General features: G+C 65.3%; 23 protein-coding genes. 13 read left to right on the top strand and 10 right to left on the bottom strand.

Features of this window, described 5'->3' with window-relative positions:
- Positions 1-16: 16 nt before the first annotated feature.
- The 7 genes from FSZ31_RS11585 to FSZ31_RS11555 all read left to right on the top strand — a co-directional run bounded on the left by FSZ31_RS11585 (position 17) and on the right by FSZ31_RS11555 (position 6585).
- Positions 17-613, top strand: a complete 597-nt coding sequence (locus tag FSZ31_RS11585; protein ID WP_147123545.1) for a TetR/AcrR family transcriptional regulator — start codon at positions 17-19, stop codon at positions 611-613.
- Between the two features lie 83 nt (positions 614-696).
- Entirely contained in the window at positions 697-1335 is a 639-nt protein-coding gene (locus FSZ31_RS11580) for a DUF4129 domain-containing protein (RefSeq protein ID WP_147123544.1), read from the top strand.
- Positions 1332-2417: a DUF4350 domain-containing protein gene (locus FSZ31_RS11575; protein ID WP_147123543.1), complete on the top strand. Its 1086-nt coding sequence runs from the start codon at positions 1332-1334 to the stop codon at positions 2415-2417. The genes FSZ31_RS11580 and FSZ31_RS11575 overlap by 4 nt, the downstream gene beginning before the upstream one ends.
- Positions 2407-3363, top strand: coding sequence for an AAA family ATPase (locus FSZ31_RS11570; RefSeq protein ID WP_147123542.1), 957 nt, complete (start codon positions 2407-2409; stop codon positions 3361-3363). The genes FSZ31_RS11575 and FSZ31_RS11570 overlap by 11 nt, the downstream gene beginning before the upstream one ends.
- Positions 3360-4667, top strand: coding sequence for a DUF58 domain-containing protein (locus tag FSZ31_RS11565; RefSeq protein WP_147123541.1), 1308 nt, complete (start codon positions 3360-3362; stop codon positions 4665-4667). Before FSZ31_RS11570 ends, FSZ31_RS11565 begins: the two co-directional genes overlap by 4 nt.
- Positions 4664-5692 (top strand): stage II sporulation protein M, encoded by a 1029-nt coding sequence (locus FSZ31_RS11560; RefSeq protein WP_236643793.1) that lies wholly within the window; start codon positions 4664-4666, stop codon positions 5690-5692. Before FSZ31_RS11565 ends, FSZ31_RS11560 begins: the two co-directional genes overlap by 4 nt.
- Entirely contained in the window at positions 5689-6585 is an 897-nt protein-coding gene (locus tag FSZ31_RS11555; RefSeq protein WP_147123540.1) for an RDD family protein, read from the top strand. Before FSZ31_RS11560 ends, FSZ31_RS11555 begins: the two co-directional genes overlap by 4 nt.
- Positions 6586-6651: 66 nt before the next feature.
- On the opposite strand, the gene FSZ31_RS11550 is transcribed toward FSZ31_RS11555, so the two are convergent.
- The 3 genes from FSZ31_RS11550 to FSZ31_RS11540 all read right to left on the bottom strand — a co-directional run bounded on the left by FSZ31_RS11550 (position 6652) and on the right by FSZ31_RS11540 (position 8424).
- A complete protein-coding gene (locus tag FSZ31_RS11550) occupies positions 6652-6873 on the bottom strand; it encodes a hypothetical protein (RefSeq protein WP_147123539.1) in 222 nt (73 codons plus the stop codon).
- 118 nt (positions 6874-6991) lie between these two features.
- Positions 6992-7441 carry a hypothetical protein gene (locus FSZ31_RS11545; RefSeq protein ID WP_147123538.1) on the bottom strand — a complete coding sequence of 150 codons (450 nt, stop codon included), beginning with the start codon at positions 7439-7441 and terminating at the stop codon, positions 6992-6994.
- Between the two features lie 104 nt (positions 7442-7545).
- Positions 7546-8424, bottom strand: a complete 879-nt coding sequence (locus tag FSZ31_RS11540) for an alpha/beta fold hydrolase (RefSeq protein ID WP_147123537.1) — start codon at positions 8422-8424, stop codon at positions 7546-7548.
- A gap of 55 nt (positions 8425-8479) precedes the next feature.
- Between FSZ31_RS11540 and glpD the strand changes: the two genes are divergently transcribed.
- On the top strand, positions 8480-10018 hold the full coding sequence (glpD, locus tag FSZ31_RS11535) for a glycerol-3-phosphate dehydrogenase (RefSeq protein ID WP_147123536.1): 1539 nt from the start codon (positions 8480-8482) through the stop codon (positions 10016-10018).
- Here glpD and FSZ31_RS11530 read toward each other — a convergent pair.
- Positions 9996-10799 (bottom strand): arginyltransferase, encoded by an 804-nt coding sequence (locus tag FSZ31_RS11530; protein WP_147123535.1) that lies wholly within the window; start codon positions 10797-10799, stop codon positions 9996-9998. The genes glpD and FSZ31_RS11530 overlap by 23 nt on opposite strands.
- Positions 10800-11052: 253 nt before the next feature.
- Here FSZ31_RS11530 and FSZ31_RS11525 point away from each other — a divergent pair, with 253 nt between their 5' ends.
- Both FSZ31_RS11525 and FSZ31_RS11520 read left to right on the top strand, forming a co-directional pair.
- Positions 11053-11919 (top strand): NAD(P)-dependent oxidoreductase, encoded by an 867-nt coding sequence (locus FSZ31_RS11525; RefSeq protein WP_147123534.1) that lies wholly within the window; start codon positions 11053-11055, stop codon positions 11917-11919.
- The gene (locus FSZ31_RS11520) at positions 11916-13658 is read left to right on the top strand and encodes an amidohydrolase (protein ID WP_147123533.1); all 1743 of its coding nucleotides are present in this window, start codon (positions 11916-11918) and stop codon (positions 13656-13658) included. The genes FSZ31_RS11525 and FSZ31_RS11520 overlap by 4 nt, the downstream gene beginning before the upstream one ends.
- On the opposite strand, the gene FSZ31_RS11515 is transcribed toward FSZ31_RS11520, so the two are convergent.
- Positions 13659-14579: a 1-phosphofructokinase family hexose kinase gene (locus FSZ31_RS11515; protein ID WP_147123532.1), complete on the bottom strand. Its 921-nt coding sequence runs from the start codon at positions 14577-14579 to the stop codon at positions 13659-13661.
- 86 nt (positions 14580-14665) lie between these two features.
- Here FSZ31_RS11515 and FSZ31_RS11510 point away from each other — a divergent pair, with 86 nt between their 5' ends.
- Both FSZ31_RS11510 and FSZ31_RS11505 read left to right on the top strand, forming a co-directional pair.
- Positions 14666-15667: an LLM class flavin-dependent oxidoreductase gene (locus FSZ31_RS11510; protein WP_147123531.1), complete on the top strand. Its 1002-nt coding sequence runs from the start codon at positions 14666-14668 to the stop codon at positions 15665-15667.
- Between the two features lie 105 nt (positions 15668-15772).
- Positions 15773-16417, top strand: coding sequence for a PilZ domain-containing protein (locus FSZ31_RS11505; RefSeq protein WP_147123530.1), 645 nt, complete (start codon positions 15773-15775; stop codon positions 16415-16417).
- A gap of 30 nt (positions 16418-16447) precedes the next feature.
- Here FSZ31_RS11505 and sdhA read toward each other — a convergent pair whose 3' ends face one another.
- The 5 genes from sdhA to ald form a co-directional block, all read right to left on the bottom strand.
- Positions 16448-18268: a succinate dehydrogenase flavoprotein subunit gene (gene sdhA, locus FSZ31_RS11500; RefSeq protein ID WP_147123529.1), complete on the bottom strand. Its 1821-nt coding sequence runs from the start codon at positions 18266-18268 to the stop codon at positions 16448-16450.
- Positions 18268-18705, bottom strand: coding sequence for a succinate dehydrogenase, hydrophobic membrane anchor protein (gene sdhD / locus FSZ31_RS11495; protein WP_147123528.1), 438 nt, complete (start codon positions 18703-18705; stop codon positions 18268-18270). The genes sdhA and sdhD overlap by 1 nt, the downstream gene beginning before the upstream one ends.
- The gene (gene sdhC / locus FSZ31_RS11490) at positions 18705-19100 is read right to left on the bottom strand and encodes a succinate dehydrogenase, cytochrome b556 subunit (RefSeq protein WP_147123527.1); all 396 of its coding nucleotides are present in this window, start codon (positions 19098-19100) and stop codon (positions 18705-18707) included. The genes sdhD and sdhC overlap by 1 nt, the downstream gene beginning before the upstream one ends.
- Positions 19101-19190: 90 nt before the next feature.
- On the bottom strand, positions 19191-19433 hold the full coding sequence (locus FSZ31_RS11485; RefSeq protein WP_236643792.1) for a hypothetical protein: 243 nt from the start codon (positions 19431-19433) through the stop codon (positions 19191-19193).
- Positions 19434-19463: 30 nt separating this feature from the next.
- On the bottom strand, positions 19464-20579 hold the full coding sequence (gene ald, locus FSZ31_RS11480; RefSeq protein WP_147123526.1) for an alanine dehydrogenase: 1116 nt from the start codon (positions 20577-20579) through the stop codon (positions 19464-19466).
- A 248-nt stretch (positions 20580-20827) separates the two neighbouring features.
- Between ald and FSZ31_RS11475 the strand changes: the two genes are divergently transcribed.
- The gene (locus FSZ31_RS11475; protein WP_236643791.1) at positions 20828-22201 is read left to right on the top strand and encodes a methyl-accepting chemotaxis protein; all 1374 of its coding nucleotides are present in this window, start codon (positions 20828-20830) and stop codon (positions 22199-22201) included.
- The last annotated feature ends 24 nt before the right edge of the window (positions 22202-22225 follow it).

Below are 22225 nucleotides of genomic sequence, written 5' to 3'. Positions count from 1 at the left end.
GCCGGAAGGACCAGCGATGGCGCGAATCCAGGCCGCCGATTACGATGCCAAGCGCGCGGCGATCACCGCGCATGCCGCGCATCTGTTTGCGGCACGCGGGTTCGGCGGCGCCTCGATCGCCGATCTCGCGGCGGCGGGCGGCTTCTCCAAGTCGCTGATCTATCATTATTACGCCGCCAAGGAGGATATCCTCTACGACGCCATGCGCAGCCATATCGATGCGCTGCTGGCGGTGAAGGACGCCGTTGCCGCAAGCGCAGATCCGCCCGAAACGCGGCTGCGGAAATTGGCGCGCGCCTTGCTCGATCACTATGTCGGCGCGTCGGACAGCCAGAAGGTGCTGCTCTACGAACTCAACCATCTGACCGCGGCACAGCGCGATGATATCGTCACCAAACAGCGCGCCATCGTCGATTTCACCCAGTCACTGTTCACCGTGATCGATCGCCACGCCAGTGATCGCGACGCGCTGCGCGTCAAGGTCATGCTGTTTTACGGAATGCTCAACTGGACGCACAACTGGTTCCGGCCCGACGGCCCGATCGGCCGCGACCGGATCGCCGACCAGGCGGTCGACGCCATTCTCGGCGACCTTGGCCACCCCGGCACCTGACGCCTTGCACGTCCGCCGACTTGCGCTAAACCATGGAAACAGCGACGAACACTGTCGCTGGTCGCAGGGGGCGGTGACGGCTGATGAGCGCTGATGGCGGAGCAATCGACGCAGCAACGCTGGCGCGCGCGCATGCCGAATTGATTGCCGATCGGTCGATCCAGTTCAGCCTCGCCCCGCCGCCCAAAATCGAGCCGTCGGGCCTCGCCAAGATGATCGCCGAATTCATCGCCGCGCTCGCACCCTTCGCAACCTATATCTTCTGGGCCGGGGTTGCGCTGATCGCCGCCTTCGTCGCCTATCTCGTGATTGCGCAACTCGGCGGATATGGCTGGGCATCGCGGTGGAAACGCGAGCATATCGAGGATGACGATGCGGACTGGCGACCCGAAGCGCGCGTCGCACGCACGCTGCTCGCCGAAGCCGATGCGCTGGCCGAAGCCGGCGATTACGAAGCGGCGGTCCACCTGCTGCTGGTGCGCAGCGTCGAGGACATTGCACGCCGCCTGCCCGATTTCCTCCAGCCCTCTCTGACCGCGCGCGATATCGCCGTCGACGCGCGCCTTCCGGCGCGGCCACGCGATGCGTTTTCAAGGATTGCGGGCATCGTCGAACGCGCGCTCTTCGCCCGCCGCAGTGTTGGCAGTGACGGCTGGCACGAGGCGCGCCAGGCCTATGAAAACTTCGCCTTCGCCGAAGGATGGCGGAGGCACGTGGCATGAGTGAGAGCCAGCCATTCTCGCCCCGGGCGGTCGCCTGGGGCATCGCCGCGAGCATCATCGCGCTTGCCGGGTTTATCGTGCTGGCGACCTATGCCCCCGATTTCCGGTCAAGCCCGCCGGGCGCGGCAACCGCCGATGCCAAGGGCGGCAATGGCTATGCCGGGATCGTCAAACTGCTCGAACTGGCGGGCGAAGATGTCGAACTGCGCTCGATCCCCGCGACCGACGCCGATCTTCTCGTCGTTCCGATCGACGCCGGTTTCGACATCGACCGGCTGGCCGAACTGGCCGAGCTGCGCCGGTTCAAGTCGACCCTGTTCATCCTGCCCAAATGGCAGGTCGCACGCTATCCGAACAAGCCGGGCTTCGTCTACAAGGCCGGGCGGATCAACCGCAAGCGCTTGAACGAATTCGCCGCGGCGCTCGACGCACCGCTCCCGACCGAAGGCAACAGCGCGGCTGCGCAACGGCCGATTGCCACCAAGGGGCAACCGCACTGGATGCTGGTCGATGCCGACATGCTCAACAATGCAGGGCTGGCGAAGCGCGCCAACGCCGTCGCCGCGGTCGCGCTGCTGCGCGGCCTCAAGACCGACCCGAAGAGCAAGATCCTGTTTGATCTCAGCCTGGCGCGCGCGCCCGTCTCACGCAGCCTCGGGAAGCTGATGCTCGAACCGCCCTTCCTGGCGCTCACGCTCAGCCTCGTCTTTGCCGCCTTGCTCGCCTTTCTCGGTGGGCTGGGACGCTTCGGCGAAGCCGCCCGGCCCGAGCGCGTGCTGCGTTTCGGCAAGCGCGCGCTGGCCGATGCGACCGCGCGGCTGATGCGGCGCGGCGGCAAGATCGGCGGGCTGGGCGACCATTACGCCGATATCGTCGAAATGCGCGCCGCGAGCCGGTTGCGCGCGCCCGCCGGCCTGCACGGCGAAGCGCTGTTACAGTGGCTCGACCGCCGTGATGAAGAGGGCGGACAAGGCTTCAGCGCCAAGCTGGCGGCGTTGCGCGCGACCACGAATGAACCGTCAATGCTCGCTGCGAGCGACGACCTGTATCGCTGGATAAAAGGGAAAACCCGTGAAAATTGAAGAGATCAAGCCGCTCGCCGATGCCATCCGGGGCGAGGTCGCGCGCGTCATCACCGGCCAGGACGACATGATCGCCCTGATGCTGACAGCGCTGTTTGCCGGCGGGCACATCCTGCTCGAAGGCCCGCCGGGGACCGCCAAGACGATGACCGCGCGCGCGTTCGCCGCTTCGCTCGGCCTCGATTTCGGGCGCATCCAGTTCACCCCCGACCTGATGCCCGGCGACATCATCGGATCGAACATCTACAATTTCCAGTCGGGCGAATTCGCGATGACCAAGGGGCCGATCTTCTGCGATCTCCTTCTCGCCGACGAGATCAACCGAACGCCTGCTAAAACGCAGGCCGCGTTGCTCGAAGCGATGCAGGAACATGCGGTCACGTTCGATGGCGAGACGCATCGACTGGGTCGCACCTTCATGGTGGTGGCGACGCAGAACCCGATCGAACACCAAGGCGTCTATCCGCTGCCCGAAGCGCAGCTCGACCGCTTCCTGTTCAAGCACAGCGTCGACTATCCGACCGAGGCGCAGGAAGAGATGATCATCAAGACGCATGGCGGCGGGGCGATGCGCGACGATCCGGCGAAGTGGGAAATTACCCCGCAAGCATCGCGCGAGACGATTGAAGCGGCGATCGACGCGGCAAGTTCGGTGACGCTGATCGATGAAGTCGTCACCTATATCGCCAGCCTGGTGCGCGCGACGCGCATGAGCGGCGATCTCGAGGTTGGCGCCAGCCCGCGTGCAGGCGCGATGCTGGCGCGCGGCGCACGCGCTCGCGCCGCGCTCGACGGACGCGATTATGTCCTGCCCGACGACGTGAAGGCGCTCGCGGTGCCCGCGCTGCGCCACCGCGTCATCCTGTCGGCGACCGCGCAGATCGACGGGCGCGAGGTCGAACCGATCGTCGCCGCGCTGGTCGAAGCGGTCGAGGCACCGCGGTGATCTATCCTGCGCGACGTGCGGCGTGGCTGGCGGCGGCCGCCGCCCTGCCCGCGCTTGGCGTCGCGCTGTTGCTGCCGGCGTCGTGGTATCTCGGCCTGCTGCCTTTGTGCCTGCTCACCGCGTTCATCGTCGTTGATGCGGTCAGCGGCGTCGCCCCGGTCAGCGTCGCGCCGCGCGTCGCCTTGCCCGCGATGATCGGTGTCGGGACGCACGGGCGCGTGATCCTGGGGGCCGATTTCGCGCGCGGCGTTCCGCGCCGGATCGAAGGGCGGATCGCGACCGACGCGCGCTTGCGCACGATCGGCGACAGCGACGCGATGACGATCGACGACCGGTCGGCGACGCTGGCGATCCCGTTCGAGGCGGTACGGCGCGGACAGGCAGCGGTGGCGCGGCTGTGGCTGCGCTGGCCGGGCGCGTTCGGACTGGTGTGGAAACAGACATCGGCGCCGGTCGATCGCGCGATCGCGGTCATCCCCGATCTCGAGACATTGCGGTCGCAGGCGCTGCGCTATTTGCAGGAAGCCGCGCCCGGCGAGCAGGACCGGCGGCGGCGCGGCCAGGGACGCGAGTTCGAGGCGCTGCGCGAATATCAGCCGGGCATGGGACGCCGCAGCATCGACTGGAAACGCAGCGCGCGCCACGGCGAGCTGCTCGCGCGCGAATATCGCACCGACCACAACCAGTCGGTCGTGCTGGCGATCGATAGCGGGCGGTTGATGTGCGAACCCGTCGCGGGCATGCCAAAGGTCGATCGCGCGGTCGGCGCGGCGCTGCTGACCGCGTTCATGGCGTTGAAGGGCGGCGACAGCGTGCGCCTGTTCGGCTTCGATTCGCGCCCGCGCGTCGCCAGCGGGGCGATGAGCGGGGTCGCCGGATTTTCGCTGCTGCAACAGCGCGCCGCCGAGATCGACTATTCGCCCGAGGAAACCAATTTCACGCTCGCGCTGACGACGCTCGGCGCGCGGCTCGAACGGCGTTCGCTCGTCGTCATCTTCACCGATTTCGTCGACAGCATCTCGGCCGAATTGATGCTCCGCAACGTCGGCGCGCTGACGCGCCGCCACCTCGTCTTGTTCGTCCTGATGCGCGATGCCGAGCTCGAGGCGATGGCCGACGCCGAACCTGCAAGCGGCGAAGACGTCGCGCGTGCGGTCACTGCGGGCGCGCTGTTGCGCGAACGCCAGCTGGTGATCGAACGCCTGCGCCTGCTCGGCGTCGAGGTGATCGAGGCGACGCACGACGAGATCGGCCCGGCGCTGCTCGAACGGTATCTGACGCTCAAGCGCGAGGACCGATTGTGAACAGCAGCGGCGAAATCAGAAGCAATATCGGTGCAGTGCGCCAGTCGCTCGCCAGCTTTCGCGCCGAGCGCGAGGACCAGTGGGCCGCATTCGAAGCGCTGCTCGACCACGCCGAGAAGAAATCGCCGCGCAAGCTGAGCGAAGAGGAACTCGTCCAGCTGCCGTTGCTCTATCGCGCGACGCTCTCGTCGCTCGCGGTTGCGCGCAGCGCGGTGCTCGACGCGCAATTGCTCGCCTATCTCGAGGCGCTGTCGCTGCGCGGCTATCATTATCTCTATGGCGCGCGCGGACAATTGGGGCCGCGGATCGGGCGTTTCTTCCTGACCGACTGGCCCGCCGCGATGCGCAGCCTATGGAAAGAGACGCTGGTCATGTTCGCAGTGCTGGCGATCGGCATCATCGCGGGATGGCGGCTGGTCGCGCTCGATCCGGTCTGGTTTGCCGCGATCGTCGGCGAGATGGCGCAGGGGCGCGGGCCCGAGGCGAGCGCGGCATCGCTGCGCGAAATTCTCTATGGCGGCGGCGACTTCCTCTCGGGTTTCGCCGCCTATCTGTTCGTCCACAACGCGCAGATCGCGATCCTCGCCTTTGCGCTCGGCTTCGCCTTCGCCGTCCCGACGGTGTTGCTCGTGGCGACCAACGGCGCGCTGATGGGGGCGATGGCACAAGTCTATTTCGCCAAGGGGCTGGGCTGGCAGTTCGTCGGCTGGCTGTCGATTCACGGGACGACCGAACTGTTCGCGATCGTGCTGGCCGGCGCGGCGGGCCTTCGGATCGGTACCGCGGTCGCCTTTCCCGGCGAATCGAGCCGGATCGACGCGGCGGCGCGCGCGGGGCGCACAGCGGGCGTCGCGATGGTCGGGGTAATCATCATGCTGCTGATCGCCGGACTGCTCGAAGGCATCGGACGCCAGACGATCACGAGCGATCTTGCCCGCTATGTGATCGGCGGCGGCATGTTGGTCCTTTGGTGCGGTTATTATTACGGCCTGCGCATCCGTCCGAAAGAGGAAGTGCCGCAATGAGCAGCGCGCGGGTCGCCACCACCGACGGCAAGCGCCGCCGTGCACTCGTCACGCCCGAGGGGTTCGACCTCGGCGTAACGATCGGCAGCGCCGGCGCTCGCCTCGCCGCGCTGACGGTCGATCTCGGCCTGTTGCTGCTGATGTTTATCGCGGTGATCCTGCTCGCGGTATTCGGCGTGATCTCACTGGGGTTCGAACGCGGCGAGCCGCTGATGATCGGCGTGATGATCGCGATGTTCCTGTTGCGCAATTTCTGGTTCATCGGGTTCGAGGCGGGCAAGCGCGCGGCAACGCCGGGCAAGCGCCTGCTCGGCCTGCGCGTCGTCTCGCGCGACGGCGACGCGCTCAATGTCGACCAGGTCATCGCGCGCAACCTGATGCGCGAAATCGAACTGTTCCTGCCGCTGACGATGCTCAGCTTCCGCGGTGCAGGCGGCGGGCTCGACGGCTGGGTCGTCCTGTTCGGGGTCGGCTGGGCGCTGCTCTTCACCCTGTTCCTGTTGTTCAACCGCGACCGCATGCGCGTCGGCGACCTGCTCGCGGGGACGTGGGTGATCGAAACGGGCAAGCAGAAGCTCGGCGAGGACCTGTCGGCACCGCAATATGATGCGCATCGCTATGTCTTCACCCGCGCGCAGCTGGCGGCCTACGGCGTCGCCGAACTGACCCGGCTCGAAGAGGTGCTGCGATTGAAGGACGACGCGCAGATGTGGGTCGTCACCGACGCGATCGTCGGGCGGATCGGCTGGGCTGAGCATGTCTCCGACGCCGAGGGGTTCCTCAGCGCATACTATGCCGGCCTGCGCGGCCACCTCGAGCGCGACCTGCTGTTCGGCTGGAAACGCGCCGACAAGCACGACAGCGTGGCGCCAGGGATGCCGAGCATCGGTTAGCGGTCGTGAAAACCACATTGCTTCGTTTGCAAACTTCGATGTCTGCAATTGGGTGGGGAGCGGACTTCACCAGCGCCGCTTGAAGACTGTCCTGCCGAGCCAGATGGCCGCTGCGCCGAGTGTAAGCAGAATTATGGGAATAACTCCGCCGAACAGAATGGCGGCTGGCATAGCCATCTCCGTGTCTGGCACACTCGCCGTAAGATAGACGTAGGTCCAGTAGCTCTCCCAGAGAATTAGAGCTGCAAAAGCCAATTTGCCCTTGGCCATCTTCATCTCGGCGATCATAGTCCCTCGCGACAATGTCGGCAATTGGGTCGTTAGCCCTCCGACAGATCCTCGCGTTGCTGCCGCACCTCGCCGCCGGCCGAAATTGGGTGGGAAGCCCGCATAGATTACTTCAAGTCTAAATAAGTTCGGTATTGATGTAATGGACTTCGATACGTTCCACACGGCCATCGCTAAAATGAATTGTCATCCCTCCAAGCAAGTCCGCTTCGTCGTGAAAATTCAGATGCGTCTGTCTGAGCATGGTCGCAAGAAGGTTTGGTCTCTCGTAAAGGCTTGCGCCTCCCGCTCGGTTATCCCCCCATCCGCTTGGCTCTACCGTTAGGCCCGCAAGTTCCGCCGCTTGAATTGCGTCAGCTTTTGTTGAGCCGACGGCCACTCCCAGCACCGAGCCACTGACGTAGGTTTCGAAGAAATTGAACAAGGGCGGGCGATACTTTGCGGCCTGCTTTGGATCGCTCCTTCCGATCTTTGGCACGTCGATCAATGCCAGCACAAGCGACACCGCCAACATTATGACAAGTCCCGTCGTAACACTCCCGAGAAATACTTTGGCGCGAGTCTCCATTTTCTGAGCGTAGCGAGATTACAAACGTCCGCAAGTGGGTCGTTACTGGTCATTCATCCTTTCCTTGGCCCACATGGTGCGCCTTGGATCACCCAATACCGTGATCACTCGATAAACGCGCGCAGATCCGACATGAATGCATCGAACGCGTCGTGGTGGAGCCAGTGGCCCGCGTCTTCGTAGAGCGTGACGTGCGCGTTGGAGAAATAGGCATCGCGGCCGTCTTCGGCGGGGTTCGAGGCCCAGCTCTTGCCGCCATAGGCGAGCCAAGTCGGGCAGGCGATCTTGCCCCACAGGCCATGGATTTCGTCCTGCGTGATGTCGAGCGGGCACCAGGCGCGGATCATCGGGTCGAACTTCCAGCGCCAGCCGCCCTCACCTTCGCCATCGCTTTGCTGCCGCAGCCCGTGTTCGGTCAGGTGGCGGACCTGGTCTTCGGACAGGTGCGCGTTGGCGGCGCGCATCCGCGCCTCGGCATCGGCGACGCTGCCATAGGCACGATGGCTCCGCCCCGAGGCGGTGCGAACATCGTCAAACCAGTCGCGCAGCCGGTTCTCGATGCCTTTTTCGACGCGCTTGGCGAGCATGTCGGGCGACGGGCCGAGCCCCTCGATCGAGACGAGGCGCTCGATCCGGTCGGGAAACAGCCCCGCATAGCGCAGCGCGATATTGCCGCCGAGCGAATGGCCGATCAGCGTGAAGCGATCCCAGCCGAGCTGGCGAACGATCTCGCCGAGATCATAGACGAAGTTCATCATCGGATAGCCGCTACTGCTCGCCCAGTCGCTATCGCCATGACCGCGCAGGTCGGGCGCGACGACGTGCCAGTCGGCGGCAAGCTCTCGCGCGATCCAGTCCCAGCTGCGCGCATGGTCAAGCCCGCCATGAACGAGCAACAGCGGCGGGTTGGCGGGATCGCCCCAGTGCCACGCGTTGAGCGAGAGGGTCTGGGACGAATAGGTGGAGCGGGTTGGCTGGATCATGGTGTCACGCCTAACGCGCTTCGCAAGCGCGTGTCATCATGCAATAGCTGCGCCCATGGAAAACGCGTTCGACCTGATCGTCATCGGCGGCGGCATCAACGGCGCAGGCGTGGCGCGCGATGCCGCGGGCCGCGGGCTCAAGGTGGCGTTGGTCGAGCGCGACGACCTTGCCGCGCATACGTCTTCGGCGAGTTCGAAGCTGGTCCATGGCGGCATCCGCTATCTCGAACAGTACGAGTTCAGCCTCGTCCGCAAGGCACTGAAAGAACGCGAAGTGCTGTTGCACATCGCGCCGCACATCGTCTGGCCGATGCGGTTCGTCTTGCCGCACGATGCGCGGCTGCGTCCGGCGTGGATGATCCGCATCGGGCTGTTGCTCTACGACTGGCTCGATATGCGCCGCAGCCTGCCGGGGTCGAAAGGCGTGCGGCTCGACCGCCCGCCGTTCGCGGGGCTGCTCGCGGGTGATTATACGCGCGGGTTCGAATATTCGGATTGCTGGGTCGACGACGCGCGGCTCGTCGTGCTCAACGCGGTCGATGCCAAGGCGCACGGGGCAACGATCCTGACGCGGCACGCATGCGTCGGGATTGCGCGCGACGGCGATCTCTGGCGCGTTGCCGTGCGCGGCGATGGCGAAGACTTCACGCTGACCGCACGCGCCGTCGTCAATGCGGCGGGGCCATGGGTCGAACAGGTCATGGCGCTGACCGGAAGCGCAATGGCGTCGAGCGCGCCGGCTGGCCACGTCGTTCGGCTGGTCAAGGGCAGCCATATCGTCGTTCCGCGGATCCACGACCTCGACCGCGCCTTCATCTTCCAGAACGACGACCGGCGGATCGTCTTCGCACTGCCCTATGAGCAGGATTTCACGCTGATCGGGACCACTGATGCAGACCCGCCGCCGCTCAGCGAAATGGGCGAGGTCGCGATATCGGATGGTGAGACCGACTATCTGATCGATGTCGCCAACCGCCATTTCGCCAAGGCGATCGATCGCAGTGACATCGTCTGGACCTACGCCGGCGTGCGATCGCTCTACGACGACGGCAGCACCGATGCCGCCGATGTGACGCGCAACTATGTCCTCAAGCATGACGGTGGCGGCGACGTTCCACAGGCCGTGCACATCATCGGCGGGAAGATCACCACCTATCGCCGCTTGGCCGAGGATGTGCTGGCGCTGCTGGCGCCCGAAATCGACGCAGGCCGCGGAGACTGGACAGCGGACTCACCTCTGCCTGGTGGAACGATCGGGGCGGGTGGGCCCAGTGCCTATGCCGCGGTGCTGGCGAGCCAGTACCCCGCCCTGCCGCCTGCGATGCTCGCCCGATATGCGCGCAGCTATGGTAGCGCGAGCAACGCGATCCTGGGCGATGCGAAACGGCCGTCCGACCTCGGCCAGCATTTCGGCGCCGACCTCTACGAGGCCGAGGTACAGCACCTGATCGACAATGAATTCGCGCGCACCGCCGACGATGTCCTCTGGCGGCGAACCAAGCTCGGCTTGCGATTATCAGCGGGTGAGGTCGAACGGCTCGGCGACCATATCGCCGGGGCATTGGCGCAAATCAGGCGTCCTGCAGCGCCCTGACCGTCGCGCGCAGCTTGGCGCAGGGCGTCGGCGCGGTCTTTCCCGCGCTCACCACCATCCGCGACCAGCCGTCGGGGCCGAGACGTTCGAGCGGCTGGTAGCGCGTCTTGTACTGCATGCGTGGGCTGCCCTCGACCCAATAGCCGAGATAGACGTAAGGCAATGCGCCCTCGCGCGCCTTGGCGATGTGGTCGAGGATGATGTACGTGCCCAGCCCGTCAAAGGCGGGATGGTCGGGTTCGAAGAAACTGTAGACCATCGACAGGCCGTCGGCCTGGCGGTCAGTCAGGCAGGCGCCGATCAGCTGCCCCGGCACGTCGCCGACACCGGGTTCGCGATATTCGATCATGAAGCTGTCCACCGGGCTCAGCTCGACCATGTCGGCGAAATCGCTTTCGTCCATCTCGGTCATCCCGCCGTCGGGATGGCGAGCGGCAAGATAGCGACGCAGCAGCGCGAACTGTTCCTCGGTCGCCCATGGCTTGCACATCGTCGTGGTGATCGCCCGGTTGCGCTTGATCGTCCGCCGCTGGCTGGAGGAAGCGGTAAAATCGTCGGCGACGATGCGCACCGATACGCACGCGGTGCAATCGATGCAGCTCGGCCGGTAGGCGACATTCTGGCTGCGACGAAAACCGATCCGGCCCAGCGCGTCGTTCAAATCGTGCGCCTGATCGCCACCCAGCTCGGTGAACACCTTCCGCTCGGTCTTGCCCGGCAGATAGGGGCACGGACCAGGCGTGGTGACGAAGAACCGGGGAAATTTAAAGGGCGCAGTCACCGCGTTTGTTAACCTCTTTGCATCGATCACCCTCTGGGCAGAGCCGGTGTTATGCACCCAGCGGCCCGTCGCGCAAACCCTCTTTACCACGAAATAGTGCAGTCTGCGCGCCCCGATCGGCTTTGACTCGCCAAGGTGAATCAGAACGGGACAGGCAAGGGCCAAACGTTAACGGCCCGGCGCGAAATCGACTCGCCTCGCCGCATTGTTCGCATCTCTGGCGTCGGGGCACCGGCTTGGCTAAAGACCCCCCATGGCAAAAATAGCATTTATCGGTACCGGCGTGATGGGCGCTCCCATGGCGCGGCACCTCGCGACCGCGGGCCACACGCTCGCTTTGTTCAATCGCTCGCGCGACAAGGCCGAACGCGCGGCGGGCACGTTCGCCGCAACCGTCCATGACAGTCCGGCCGACGCGGCGCGCGGATGCGACATCGTCATCAGCTGCGTTGGCAATGACGACGATCTCGCCGAGGTCATGCTCGGCAGCGACGGCGCGCTAAGCGCAATGGCGAAGGGCAGTCTGGCGATCGATCATACGACGGTCTCGGCCGACCTCGCGCGGCGAATCGAGCGCGAAGCCGGCGACCATGGCGTACTGGCCCTCGACGCGCCCGTGTCGGGCGGCCAGGCGGGCGCCGAGAACGGCAGCCTCGCGATCATGTGTGGCGGCAGCGACGCCGCCTTTACCGCCGCCGAACCGGTGATGGATGCCTATGCATCACGCATCGTCCATGTCGGCGCGGCGGGTGCGGGGCAGACCGCCAAGATGGTCAACCAGATCGCCATCGCCGGGGTAATCGAGGGCCTGTCGGAAGCGATCGCCTTCGCGCAGGCGGCGGGCCTCGACATGGACAAGACCTTCGAGGCGGTCTCGGGCGGCGCGGCCGGCAGCTGGCAGATGAGCAATCGCTGGGCAACGATGGCCAAGGACGAATTCGATTTCGGCTTCGCGGTCGACTGGATGCGCAAGGACCTCGGTCTCGCGCTCGACGAGGCGCGCCGCAACGGCGCCTCGGTCCCGGTCGCGGCGCTGGTCGACCAATTTTATGCCGACGTGCAGGCGATGGGCGGCGCGCGGCAGGACACAAGTTCGCTGATCCGGAGACTGAAACGATGATGATGACCCGTTTTGCCCGCGCCGCGCTGGTCGCGCTGCTTGTAACGACAAGCGCACCCGCATTTGCCGACGGGCTGGTCGACAATGTCGATGGGTTCACGCTCGACGATGCCGGTCAGGTCGTCCGCTTCACCGGCATCGTCGTCAGCGACGACGGCCACGTCAAGAAGCTGCTGGCTAAAAAGGACAAGCGGCCCAAGGACGGGCTGACCTATCGCTATGACGGCGAAGGCCGCCACCTGATGCCGGGGCTGATCGACGCGCACGGCCATGTCATCGGGCTCGGTTTCCAGGCCCTTCTACTCGACCTGTCGGACACCAGTTCGCTCGCCGAAGCGCTCGACCGGATCGCCAAATATTCGGCCGCAAATCCCGATGTGCCGTGGATCCTCGGGCGCGGCTGGAACCAGGAGAAATGGGGCCTCGGCCGCTATCCGACCGCCGCCGAACTCGACGCCGTGACGGGCAATCGTCCCGCCTTTCTCGAACGCGTCGACGGCCATGCCAGCTGGGCCAACAGCAAGGCAATCGCCGCCGCGCAGGTAACTGCCAAGACGCCGACGCCAGAGGGTGGCCGCGTCGAGATGGCGAACGGCAAGCCCGCCGGGGTGTTTGTCGACAATGCCCAGTCGCTGGTCCAGCGCGTCGTGCCACAGCCGCTGCCGCGCGATTACGACCGCGCGCTCGCCGCAGCGCAGGCGATCCTGCTCGAGAACGGCATCACGGCGATTGCCGACATGGGCACCGACATGCCCGCCTGGCAGGCATTCCGCCGCGCCGGCGATCTCAACCGGTTGAATGTACGGATCATTTCCTACGGCATGGGGATCGAAAACATGGTCGCGATCGCCGGGCCGCACCCGACGCCGTGGCTCTATGAAGACCGCCTCAGGATGGTTGGGGTTAAGCTGTACCTCGACGGCGCACTGGGATCGCGCGGCGCATGGCTCAAGGCGCCCTACGCCGACGCACCCGACCAGACCGGCCTGCCGATGCTGAGCTATTCGGAGCTGCGCAACAAGCTGGTGCGCGCCTCGATGGACGGGTTCCAGGTCGCGGTCCACGCGATCGGCGACCGTGCCAACCAGGAAGTGCTCGACGCGATCGACAGCGTCGTCGATCGCTTCGGCGGCGACCGGCGCTGGCGGATCGAACATGCCCAGATCGTCGATCCCGCCGACCTGCCGCGCTTTGGCAAGAACGGCATCGTCGCCTCGATGCAACCGGTCCACCAGACCAGCGACTGGAAAATGGCGACGGTGCGGATGGGTCCCGACCTTTCGCCGACCGGGCGGCTTGGCGGAGCCTATGCCTGGGGTTCGATGCTGCGCAACGGCGCGCATCTCGCATTCGGCTCCGATGTGCCGGTCGAAAGCCCCAACCCCTTCCCAGGAATTGCCGTGGCGATGACCCGGCTCGACGCCGAAGGTCAGCCGCTCGGCGGCTGGATCCCCCGCGAACGCGTCACGCGCGAACAGGCAATTGCAGCATTCACGACGGGCGGTGCCTATGCCGGCTTTGCCGAGGATCGGCTGGGATCGCTGACCCCGGGCAAGCGCGCCGATTTCGTCCTGCTCGACATCGACCCGCTGACCGCCGACCCCGAAACGATCCGCAATGCCAAGGTCGCCGAGACCTGGATCGGCGGACAGCGCGCATACGTTCGCGGCAACACCCCACGACCCGCCGAAGAAACCAAGGCGGTACGTGGCGCGAACGCGGCCCCCGAGGGCCGCTGACTAACCGTTTTCGCCGAGCAGCCGCTCGACATCGGCCCTGTGGACCAACTCGGTCGCAGGGGTGAGCAACGCTGCCGAACCGACGATCGTGCCGTAATGCACTGCCTCGTCGATACCCATGCCGCGCTGTGAGGCGAGGACGATACCCGCGACCATCGCATCGCCGGCACCAACCGCGCTGTCGGCCTCGACCGGCGGCGCGGCGAAGCGTCGATGACGATCGGCTGTGACGAGCAAGGCGCCGTCTGCGGCGAGCGAGACGACGACCATATCGCTGATGCCAGCTTCGATCAGGCAGGCACGCGCCGCCGTCGCGATCGCATCGTCCCCCGCTAGGCTGCGCCCGGCCATCGTTTCGAGCTCGAGCAAATTGGGCTTGGTCAGCCAAACGCCGCGGATCGCCTCGAGCGCGGCTCCCGATGTGTCGGCCACGACGCGCACGCCGAGTTCCTTCGCCCGCTCCAGCAGCGGTCCGAGCAACGCGGCATGCGCCTGGGGAACGCCGCCGCCGAGCACCAGCCAGCCGCCCGGTTCGAGCGCATCGACCGCCGCTGCGACCAGCGCCTCGGCTTCGACCTCGCTGAGCACCGGCGCGGGCATGACGAAGCGGAACTGTTCGCCGCTTTCGGTCGCGTTGACGGTGATGTTGCGCCGGGTCCCTTCGCGCATGGCGATGGCGCGGCATTGCACGCCGCGTTGCTCGATCATTTCGGTCAAGAGTTGCCCGGTCGGGCCGCCGGCGGGAAAAACCGCGAGCGCCTCTCCACCCAGTTCGGTGACGACGCGGGCAACGTTGATGCCGCCACCGCCGGGATCGCGCCGTGGCTTGGTGCAGCGCAGTTTGTCGGTCGGGACAACGCGCGGAGTTGTGGTCGTCATGTCGACGGCTGGTTCGAACGTCAGGGTGATGATGCGGTTCATCGCGCGGGGCTAGCCGATCCGGCGCCGTGTGGACAGATGGCGAAGACGCCATTGCGATTTGCTGCGCCGACAACCATCTGGTGGCCATGACCAAATTTGCCCTGCTCGACCTCGTCCCCGTCACCGAAGGCGGCAGCCTCGCCCAGGCCTTTGCCAATGCCGCCGATATCGCCCGCCATGTCGAGGATCTCGGCTTCAACCGCTACTGGGTGGCCGAGCATCACGGCATGGCGGGGATCGCGAGCGCGGCGACGAGCATCGTCATCGGCCATGTCGCCGCCGCGACCAAGACCATCCGCGTCGGCGCGGGCGGGATCATGCTGCCCAACCACAGTCCGCTCGTGATCGCCGAACAGTTCGGCACGCTCGACGCGCTATATCCAGGCCGGATCGACCTTGGCCTCGGTCGTGCACCGGGCAGCGATCAGCGTGTCGCGCAGGCGTTGCGCCGCACGCTGGCAAGCGACGCGAGCGAGTTTCCCCGCGACGTCCTGGAGCTGCAGTCCTATTTCGCCGGCCCTGATACTGATTTGGGGGGCCAGACGGGGATCAGCGCGACCCCCGGCGCGGGCGCCGATGTGCAGCTCTATATCCTCGGATCGAGCCTCTACGGCGCGCAGGTCGCCGCCGCGCTCGGCCTGCCTTATGCCTTTGCCAGCCATTTTGCACCGCAGGCGCTCGACGATGCGCTCAAGGTCTACCGCGACCAGTTCCGCCCCTCGGCGGTGCTCGACAAACCTTACGCGATGGCGGGGTTCAACATCATCGCCGCCGACACCGACGACGAGGCCGAATATCTGGCGACATCGATGCAGCAAAGCTTTGTCCGGCTCCGGACCGGCAATCCGGGCAAAATGCCGCCGCCAGTACGTGGCTATCGCGACACGTTGGGCGACCAGGGCAATGCGTTGCTCGACGGCGTGCTGTCGGCGAGCGCGATCGGTTCGCCCGACACGGTGCGTGAAAAAGTCGCGGCGTTCATCGCGCGAACCCAGGTCGACGAGCTGATCGTCGCCAGCTCGGTGTTCGACCATGCGGCGCGCAAACGCAGCCTGGAGATCGCGGCCGTAATCGCCAAATTCGCGTAACCGGCGGTGGGCCGTTTACCGAATTTTTCGGCTTTACCGCATAAAGGTCCTCTATCCGCCAATTGGGCGTTTACTGGAACGCACTTGTTCGACAAAGACGTTAACATGGATAAACCTTTTCCGTCTCCCGGCCGCGAAGCGCGATTGCAGCCCCGGTCGAGCATGTTTGTCGCCGCCGTGCTACAGGCTGGGGGCGAGCATGCTCCGGTCAAGGTCCGCAACATGTCGGCCAATGGCGCGATGATCGATTCGCCGATGGTCCCACCGCCGGGGACCAACGCGCACCTCATCCGCGGTGCTCTGCGCGCACACGGGACGGTGGTGTGGAGCCGCAACAACAAATGTGGGCTGCATTTCTCATCCGAGCTTTCGGTGCGCGAGTGGCTTGCGCCCCCGTCGAACGTCGAACAGCAGCGGATCGACGACATCGTCGCGCTCGTCAAATCGGGCGCTTCGGTCCCTACGACGCTGGGCGTCACGCCCGAGCCGGCGTTCCTGCCGCGATCCGATACCCCGCTGGTCGATGATCTCGAGACGGTGATCAAGCTGATGGACGATCTCGAGAGCGAGCTGATCTCGTCCGAAGAGACGGTCGCACGTCACGGGATGAAGCTGCAGAACCTCGACATCGCGATGCAGATGGTCCGCGCCATCGCGCGCGAGATAGCGCCCGCCGGCAGCGGCGATACATCCAGCCTGGCCAAGCTGAAGGACCTTCGCGTCGCCTGCGCCCAGGCGCTGGGCACGTAAGAAACCTCGCAACGCCTGCTCAGCGAGCGATCAATACACCCGCTTCTTGGGCTCGATATATTTGATATCGTCGCTCAGCGTGTATTCGTGGACCGGGCGATAGTCGATCTTGACCGATCCGCCCTTGCCGCCCCAGCCTTCGAACCAGATCGCAGTGTGCTTCATCCAGTTGGCGTCGTCGCGCTCGGGATAATCCTCGTGCGCGTGCGCGCCGCGGCTTTCCTTGCGATTGGCGGCGCCTTCGATCGTGCAGATCGCCTGGCCCATCAAATTGTCGAGCTCTAGCGTCTCGACGAGGTCGGTGTTCCAGATCAGGCTGCGGTCGCTGACCGAGACGTCCTTGAGGCGATCGTTGACGCCCTGCATCTGTGCCTTGCCCTCGGCGAGCGTCGCGGTGTCGCGGAAGACGGCGCAGTGTTTCTGCATCGTTTTCTGCATGTTGATGCGGATATCGGCGGTCGGCGATGCGCCTTTGGCATAGCGGAAATGGTCGAGGCGACCGAGCGCAAGCTCTTCCGAACCCTTGGGCAGCGGCTTGTGCGGCGCGCCGGGCTTGTTGATCTCGGCAAGTCGATGGCCGGTCGCGCGGCCGAAGACGACGAGATCGATCAGGCTGTTCGAGCCAAGGCGGTTGGCGCCGTGGACCGAAACGCACGCTGCTTCACCGACCGCGAACAGGCCGGGGACAACCGCATCGGGATCGCCGTCGCGGATCGTCACGACTTCGCCGTGATAATTGGTCGGGATACCGCCCATATTGTAATGCACCGTCGGCGTGACGGGCAGCGGCTGGCGCGTCAGGTCGACGCCGGCGAAGATCTTGCCGGTCTCGGTGATGCCCGGCAGGCGCTCAGCGAGTACTTCTGGCGCGATATGGTCGAGGTGGAGGAAGATGTGATCGCCCTCCTTGCCGACGCCGCGGCCTTCGCGCATTTCCAATGCCATCGCGCGGCTGACGACGTCGCGGCTGGCGAGGTCCTTGGCCGAAGGGGCATAGCGTTCCATGAAACGCTCGCCTTCGGAATTGGTGAGATAGCCGCCCTCGCCACGCGCGCCCTCGGTGATGAGGACGCCGGCGCCATAGACGCCGGTCGGGTGGAACTGGACGAACTCCATGTCCTGCAGCGGCAGGCCGGCGCGCGACACCATGCCGCCGCCGTCACCCGTTACGGTGTGCGCCGAAGTCGCCGAGAAGAACGCGCGGCCGTAGCCGCCGGTGGCGAGGACGACCGCGTGGCTGCGGAAGCGGTGGATCGAACCGTCGTCGAGGCACAGCGCAATGACGCCGCGGCACTCGCCGTTTTCCATGATCAGGTCGATCGCGAAATATTCGATGAAGAAATCGGCGTCGTATTTCAGGCTCTGCTGGTAGAGCGCGTGAAGCATCGCGTGGCCGGTGCGGTCGGCCGCGGCGCAGGTGCGCTGCGCCGGCGGGCCTTCGCCCATGTTCTGCATCATGCCGCCGAACGGGCGCTGGTAGATCGTGCCCTCGTCGGTGCGGCTGAACGGTACGCCGGCATGCTCGAGTTCATAGACCGCTGCAGGCGCCTCGCGGCAGAGATATTCGATCGCGTCCTGGTCGCCGAGCCAGTCGGAACCCTTGACGGTATCGTACATGTGCCAGGTCCAGTGGTCGGGACCCATGTTGCCGAGGCTGGCAGCAATGCCGCCCTGCGCCGCGACGGTGTGGCTGCGCGTCGGGAACACCTTGGTGATGCACGCGGTCTTGAGACCCGATTCGGCGCTGCCCATCGTCGCGCGCAGGCCCGATCCGCCCGCGCCGACGACGACCGTGTCGTAATCGTGATCGATGATCTTGTAGGCGGGCGTGGCAGTCTTGCTATCGGCCATCAGGCGGGAACTCCAGTCACGGCGGCGGTGGCGGTAAAGGCGATCTTGGCGACCGAGAAGATGCCAAACGCGGCCCCGGCCACACAATAGAAATTGACGATGACGAGCGCGAGAATGCGCGGTGCATCGCTATGGACGTAATCCTCGATCAGCGTCTGCAGGCCGAGACGGATGTGCCAGAAGACGCTGATGATCAGCAGGATCATCGGCACCGCGGCAAGCGGCGAACCAAGCCATTCGCGCATCGTCGCGAAATCGGCGAGCGGCAGGCGCACGAGGCTGACGATCAGCCACAGGAAGAGCGCGAGGTTGCCGACCGCGGTCAGCCGCTGGTGGATGAAATGGCCGGTGCCTTCGCGCGCCGAGCCGAGGCCGCGAACGCGACCCAGTTCGGTTCCGCCCGAGGCGACTTTCGCAATGCCGGTACGCTCGCTCATCAGATCGTCTCCATGAAGATAAAGCCCCACAGCGCCGCGGTCGCGACGATCGCGGCGACGAAGACGAGGATCGAGAACATCTTGTTGGTCTTGAGTTCGTACCCTGCACCGGTGTCGAGGACGAGGTGGCGCAGACCCGAAAAGAGATGCTGGAAGAACGCCCAGCTGAGGCCAACCAGGATCACCTTGCCGACGATCCCGCCGGCGCAGGCGATAAACGCCCCATAGGCATCGGCACCACTCGCCATTGCACCGAGCCACCACAACAGCGCCAGCGTGCCGACGATCGCCAGGCCATCGCCCGTTGCGCGATGGAAAATCGAGACCGCCATGTGCGGTCCCCATTTGTAAACGCTCAGATGCGGTGAAAGCGGTCGGTCGGGATGGTGCGCCATAAAGTGTCCAGTCAGGATGTCGGGGCCGCCGGGCGGCAGGTCCAGCGGTCGTTTAGCGCAAAGCGCGTGCCATGCAAATGCGCCCGCGCGCTATTTTCGCCCGCTTTTGGCGTAAAGCAGTGCGGCAATGATCGCCGCCGAGCCGACGCCGAGGCCGGCGGCGGTCTTCCAGCCCATTCCGCCGACCTTATCGGCCGCGGCATCGCGCAACGACGCGGCGAGGCGGCTCGCCCGAAGCACTTCATTCTCTTCGCCCCCGTTCTTCTCGCGACGCCCGGCGTCCTTTTCGAGTTCGGACACGGGGTCGGGGACGCGCGGTGTTTTATCGGCCAAATTGACTTCCTCGGCGGTTGAGACGTTCGTTCAGGCGAGCGCCTGCTCGACAGGAACATGCGGCAGATCGAGCGCTTCGGCAACCGGCGCGCAGGTGATGTGCCCGTCCCATACGTTCAAACCCGCAGCAAGGTGCGGGTCCCGGCGCAACGCCTCTTTCCAGCCGAGCCGCGCGATCCGCAACGCATGCGGCAGCGTGACGTTGTTGAGCGCGTAGGTGCTCGTGCGCGCGACCGCACCGGGCATGTTGGCGACGGCATAATGGACGATGCCATCGACGACATAGGTCGGATCGGCGTGCGTCGTCGCGTGGCTGGTCTCGAAACAGCCGCCCTGGTCGATCGCGACGTCGACCAGCACCGCGCCCGGCGACATCGTCTTGAGCATGTCGCGCGTGATGAGCTTGGGCGCGGCGGCGCCGGGGATCAGCACCGCGCCGATGACGAGATCGGCCTCGGCGATCGCCTCGGCGAGATTGGCCTTGCTCGAAAAGCGGGTCGATGCGCGGTTCTCGAAATGGGTGCCGACGCGTTCGAGCACTTCGGGATTGCGGTCCATGATCGTGACGTGACCGCCGAGCCCGACCGCCATCTGTGCCGCATTGAAACCGACGACGCCGCCGCCGATGATAACGACCTTGCCGGGCATGACGCCGGGAACGCCGCCAAGCAGGACGCCGCGACCGCCATGGGCTTTTTCCAGCGCCGAGGCGCCGGCCTGGATGCTCATCCGCCCGGCAACCTGGCTCATCGGCTTGAGCAACGGCAGGCCGCCATGGGCATCGGTAACGGTTTCATAGGCGATGCAGACCGCCTTCGACTTGATCAGGTCGCGCGTCTGTTCGGCATCGGGCGCGAGGTGGAGATAGGTATAGAGGATCTGCCCCTCGCGCAGCATCGCGCGCTCGCCGGCCTGCGGCTCCTTGACCTTGACGATCATGTCGGCGCGTTCGAACACCTCGGCAGCGGTATCGACGATCTCGGCGCCCTGCGCGCGATAATCGTCGTCGCTTGCGCTGATGCCTTCGCCCGCGCCGCTTTCGATGATCACCTGATGGCCGTGAGCGACGAGTTCGCAGGCGCTTTCGGGCGTCAGGCCGACGCGATATTCATGATTCTTGATTTCCTTGGGGCTGCCGACCAGCATCATATTCTCCTGTGAGCCTCGAAAATATCCGCGCGCAGCACATGCCGTCGGCGGCACCTCGTCGTCAGTCGTGTTCGATCCTGACGTAGGCGACGCCCCTGAACCAACGTCACGCGAAGGGCAAGGGGCTATCGCGCCGCTGCGGCGGACCGGAATACGGTACAAAAATCCTTCCAAAAACTAACGCGCTTTTAACCAGTTTCCTTCTAGCACGGCGGCATGAGCGTAGTCAGAAAAGGGTTTTAGGCGTGTCGGCACTATCGCAAACACCGGCGGCGGCCGCAGAATCTCCGATTGATCTTCGTTCGCTCATCGATCTCGACCGGCGGATCGCCGCGTTCGACCACCGCGACATGCTCGTCGCCAACGCCAAGAAGCTGTGGATATTTGTCGAGCCGCATGCCGACCGAGTCGCGACAATTTATCGCGATGCCTGGCTCGCCCACCTCGAAGGCGCCGATCTCAGCGCCTATGGCGATTCCGCGAGTATACACAAGATCGCGATGGTGTGTCTCGAACAGTTGCTGTCCAACATCGACGACTATCGCTGGGTCGAAAGCATGTATGCGGTCACCAGCTTTGGCTTCGCCCATGGCTGCAGTTCACACGAGGCGCTCGATCCAATTGCGAAGCTGACCAGCGCGATGCTGGCCCTCGCCCGCGAACATCGCGACGATGATCGCGACCTGTTCGTCGATCTCGCCGAAACGATCTGCCGCGTTTCGATGCTTGCCGGTGACGTCACTTCGACACTCTATGCCGCGACGCTCGAACATCGCGACAAACGCATCCGCCGGGATGCCGCCGCCGCCTATCAGCGCCGCTTCGAAACGACGGTCAAGGCGATGGCTCGCGCCGGCGCACCTTTGCGCACAATCGCTGCTTCGGCCGCCGAATCGGCGCGCGGCATGATGGGCAAATCGTCCGAAGTCGCTGCCGCCGCCGAACAGTCGGCGCTGGCGATGCGCGAAGCGGCATCGACCGCGGCCGGCCTGATCCGGACGATCGACGAAACCCGCAACGAAGTCGACGGAGCCGCCGACATTGCCGAACAGGCAGCGAGCCAGGCGACAGCTGCGGTCGCAACGTCGGAAAACCTGTCGCAGCACGCCGAATCGATCGAATCGATCCTCGGCCTGATTCGCGACATTGCCGGCCAAACCAATTTGCTCGCGCTGAACGCGACGATCGAGGCGGCGCGAGCGGGCGACGCGGGCCGCGGCTTCGCCGTGGTCGCGCAAGAGGTCAAGAGCCTCGCCAACCAGACTGCGCGGGCGACCGACGACATCGCCAACAAGATCGCTGCAATCCAGGCGGCAACGCTGGAAACAGTCGAAACCAACGGTTCGATTCGTGATACGATCGTTGCCGTCCAGGGGTCGGCCAATCGCATCCGCGACGCGATGGAGCGGCAGGCGCAGACCGTTACGATGATCACATCGGCGGTCGACGAGACCGCGCTCGCAGCCGATTCGATGGCCGCGACGATCGCTTCGATCAGCAGCGATACCGATCTGGTCACCAGCGAGATCGACGAACTCAATCATCATTACGACGAAGTCGAAAAACAATTCACTGCGCTGCGCGGCTCTAACGCCCGCTTTACCAGTGAGGTCGCATGATGACGCGACGCGAACACGGTGGAA

It is taken from the genome of Flavisphingopyxis soli (assembly GCF_007995095.1).
GTDB classification, from domain to species: domain Bacteria; phylum Pseudomonadota; class Alphaproteobacteria; order Sphingomonadales; family Sphingomonadaceae; genus Flavisphingopyxis; species Flavisphingopyxis soli.
The sequence above is the reverse complement of the archived record's forward strand: the minus strand, read 5'-3'. Positions and strand labels throughout refer to the sequence as shown.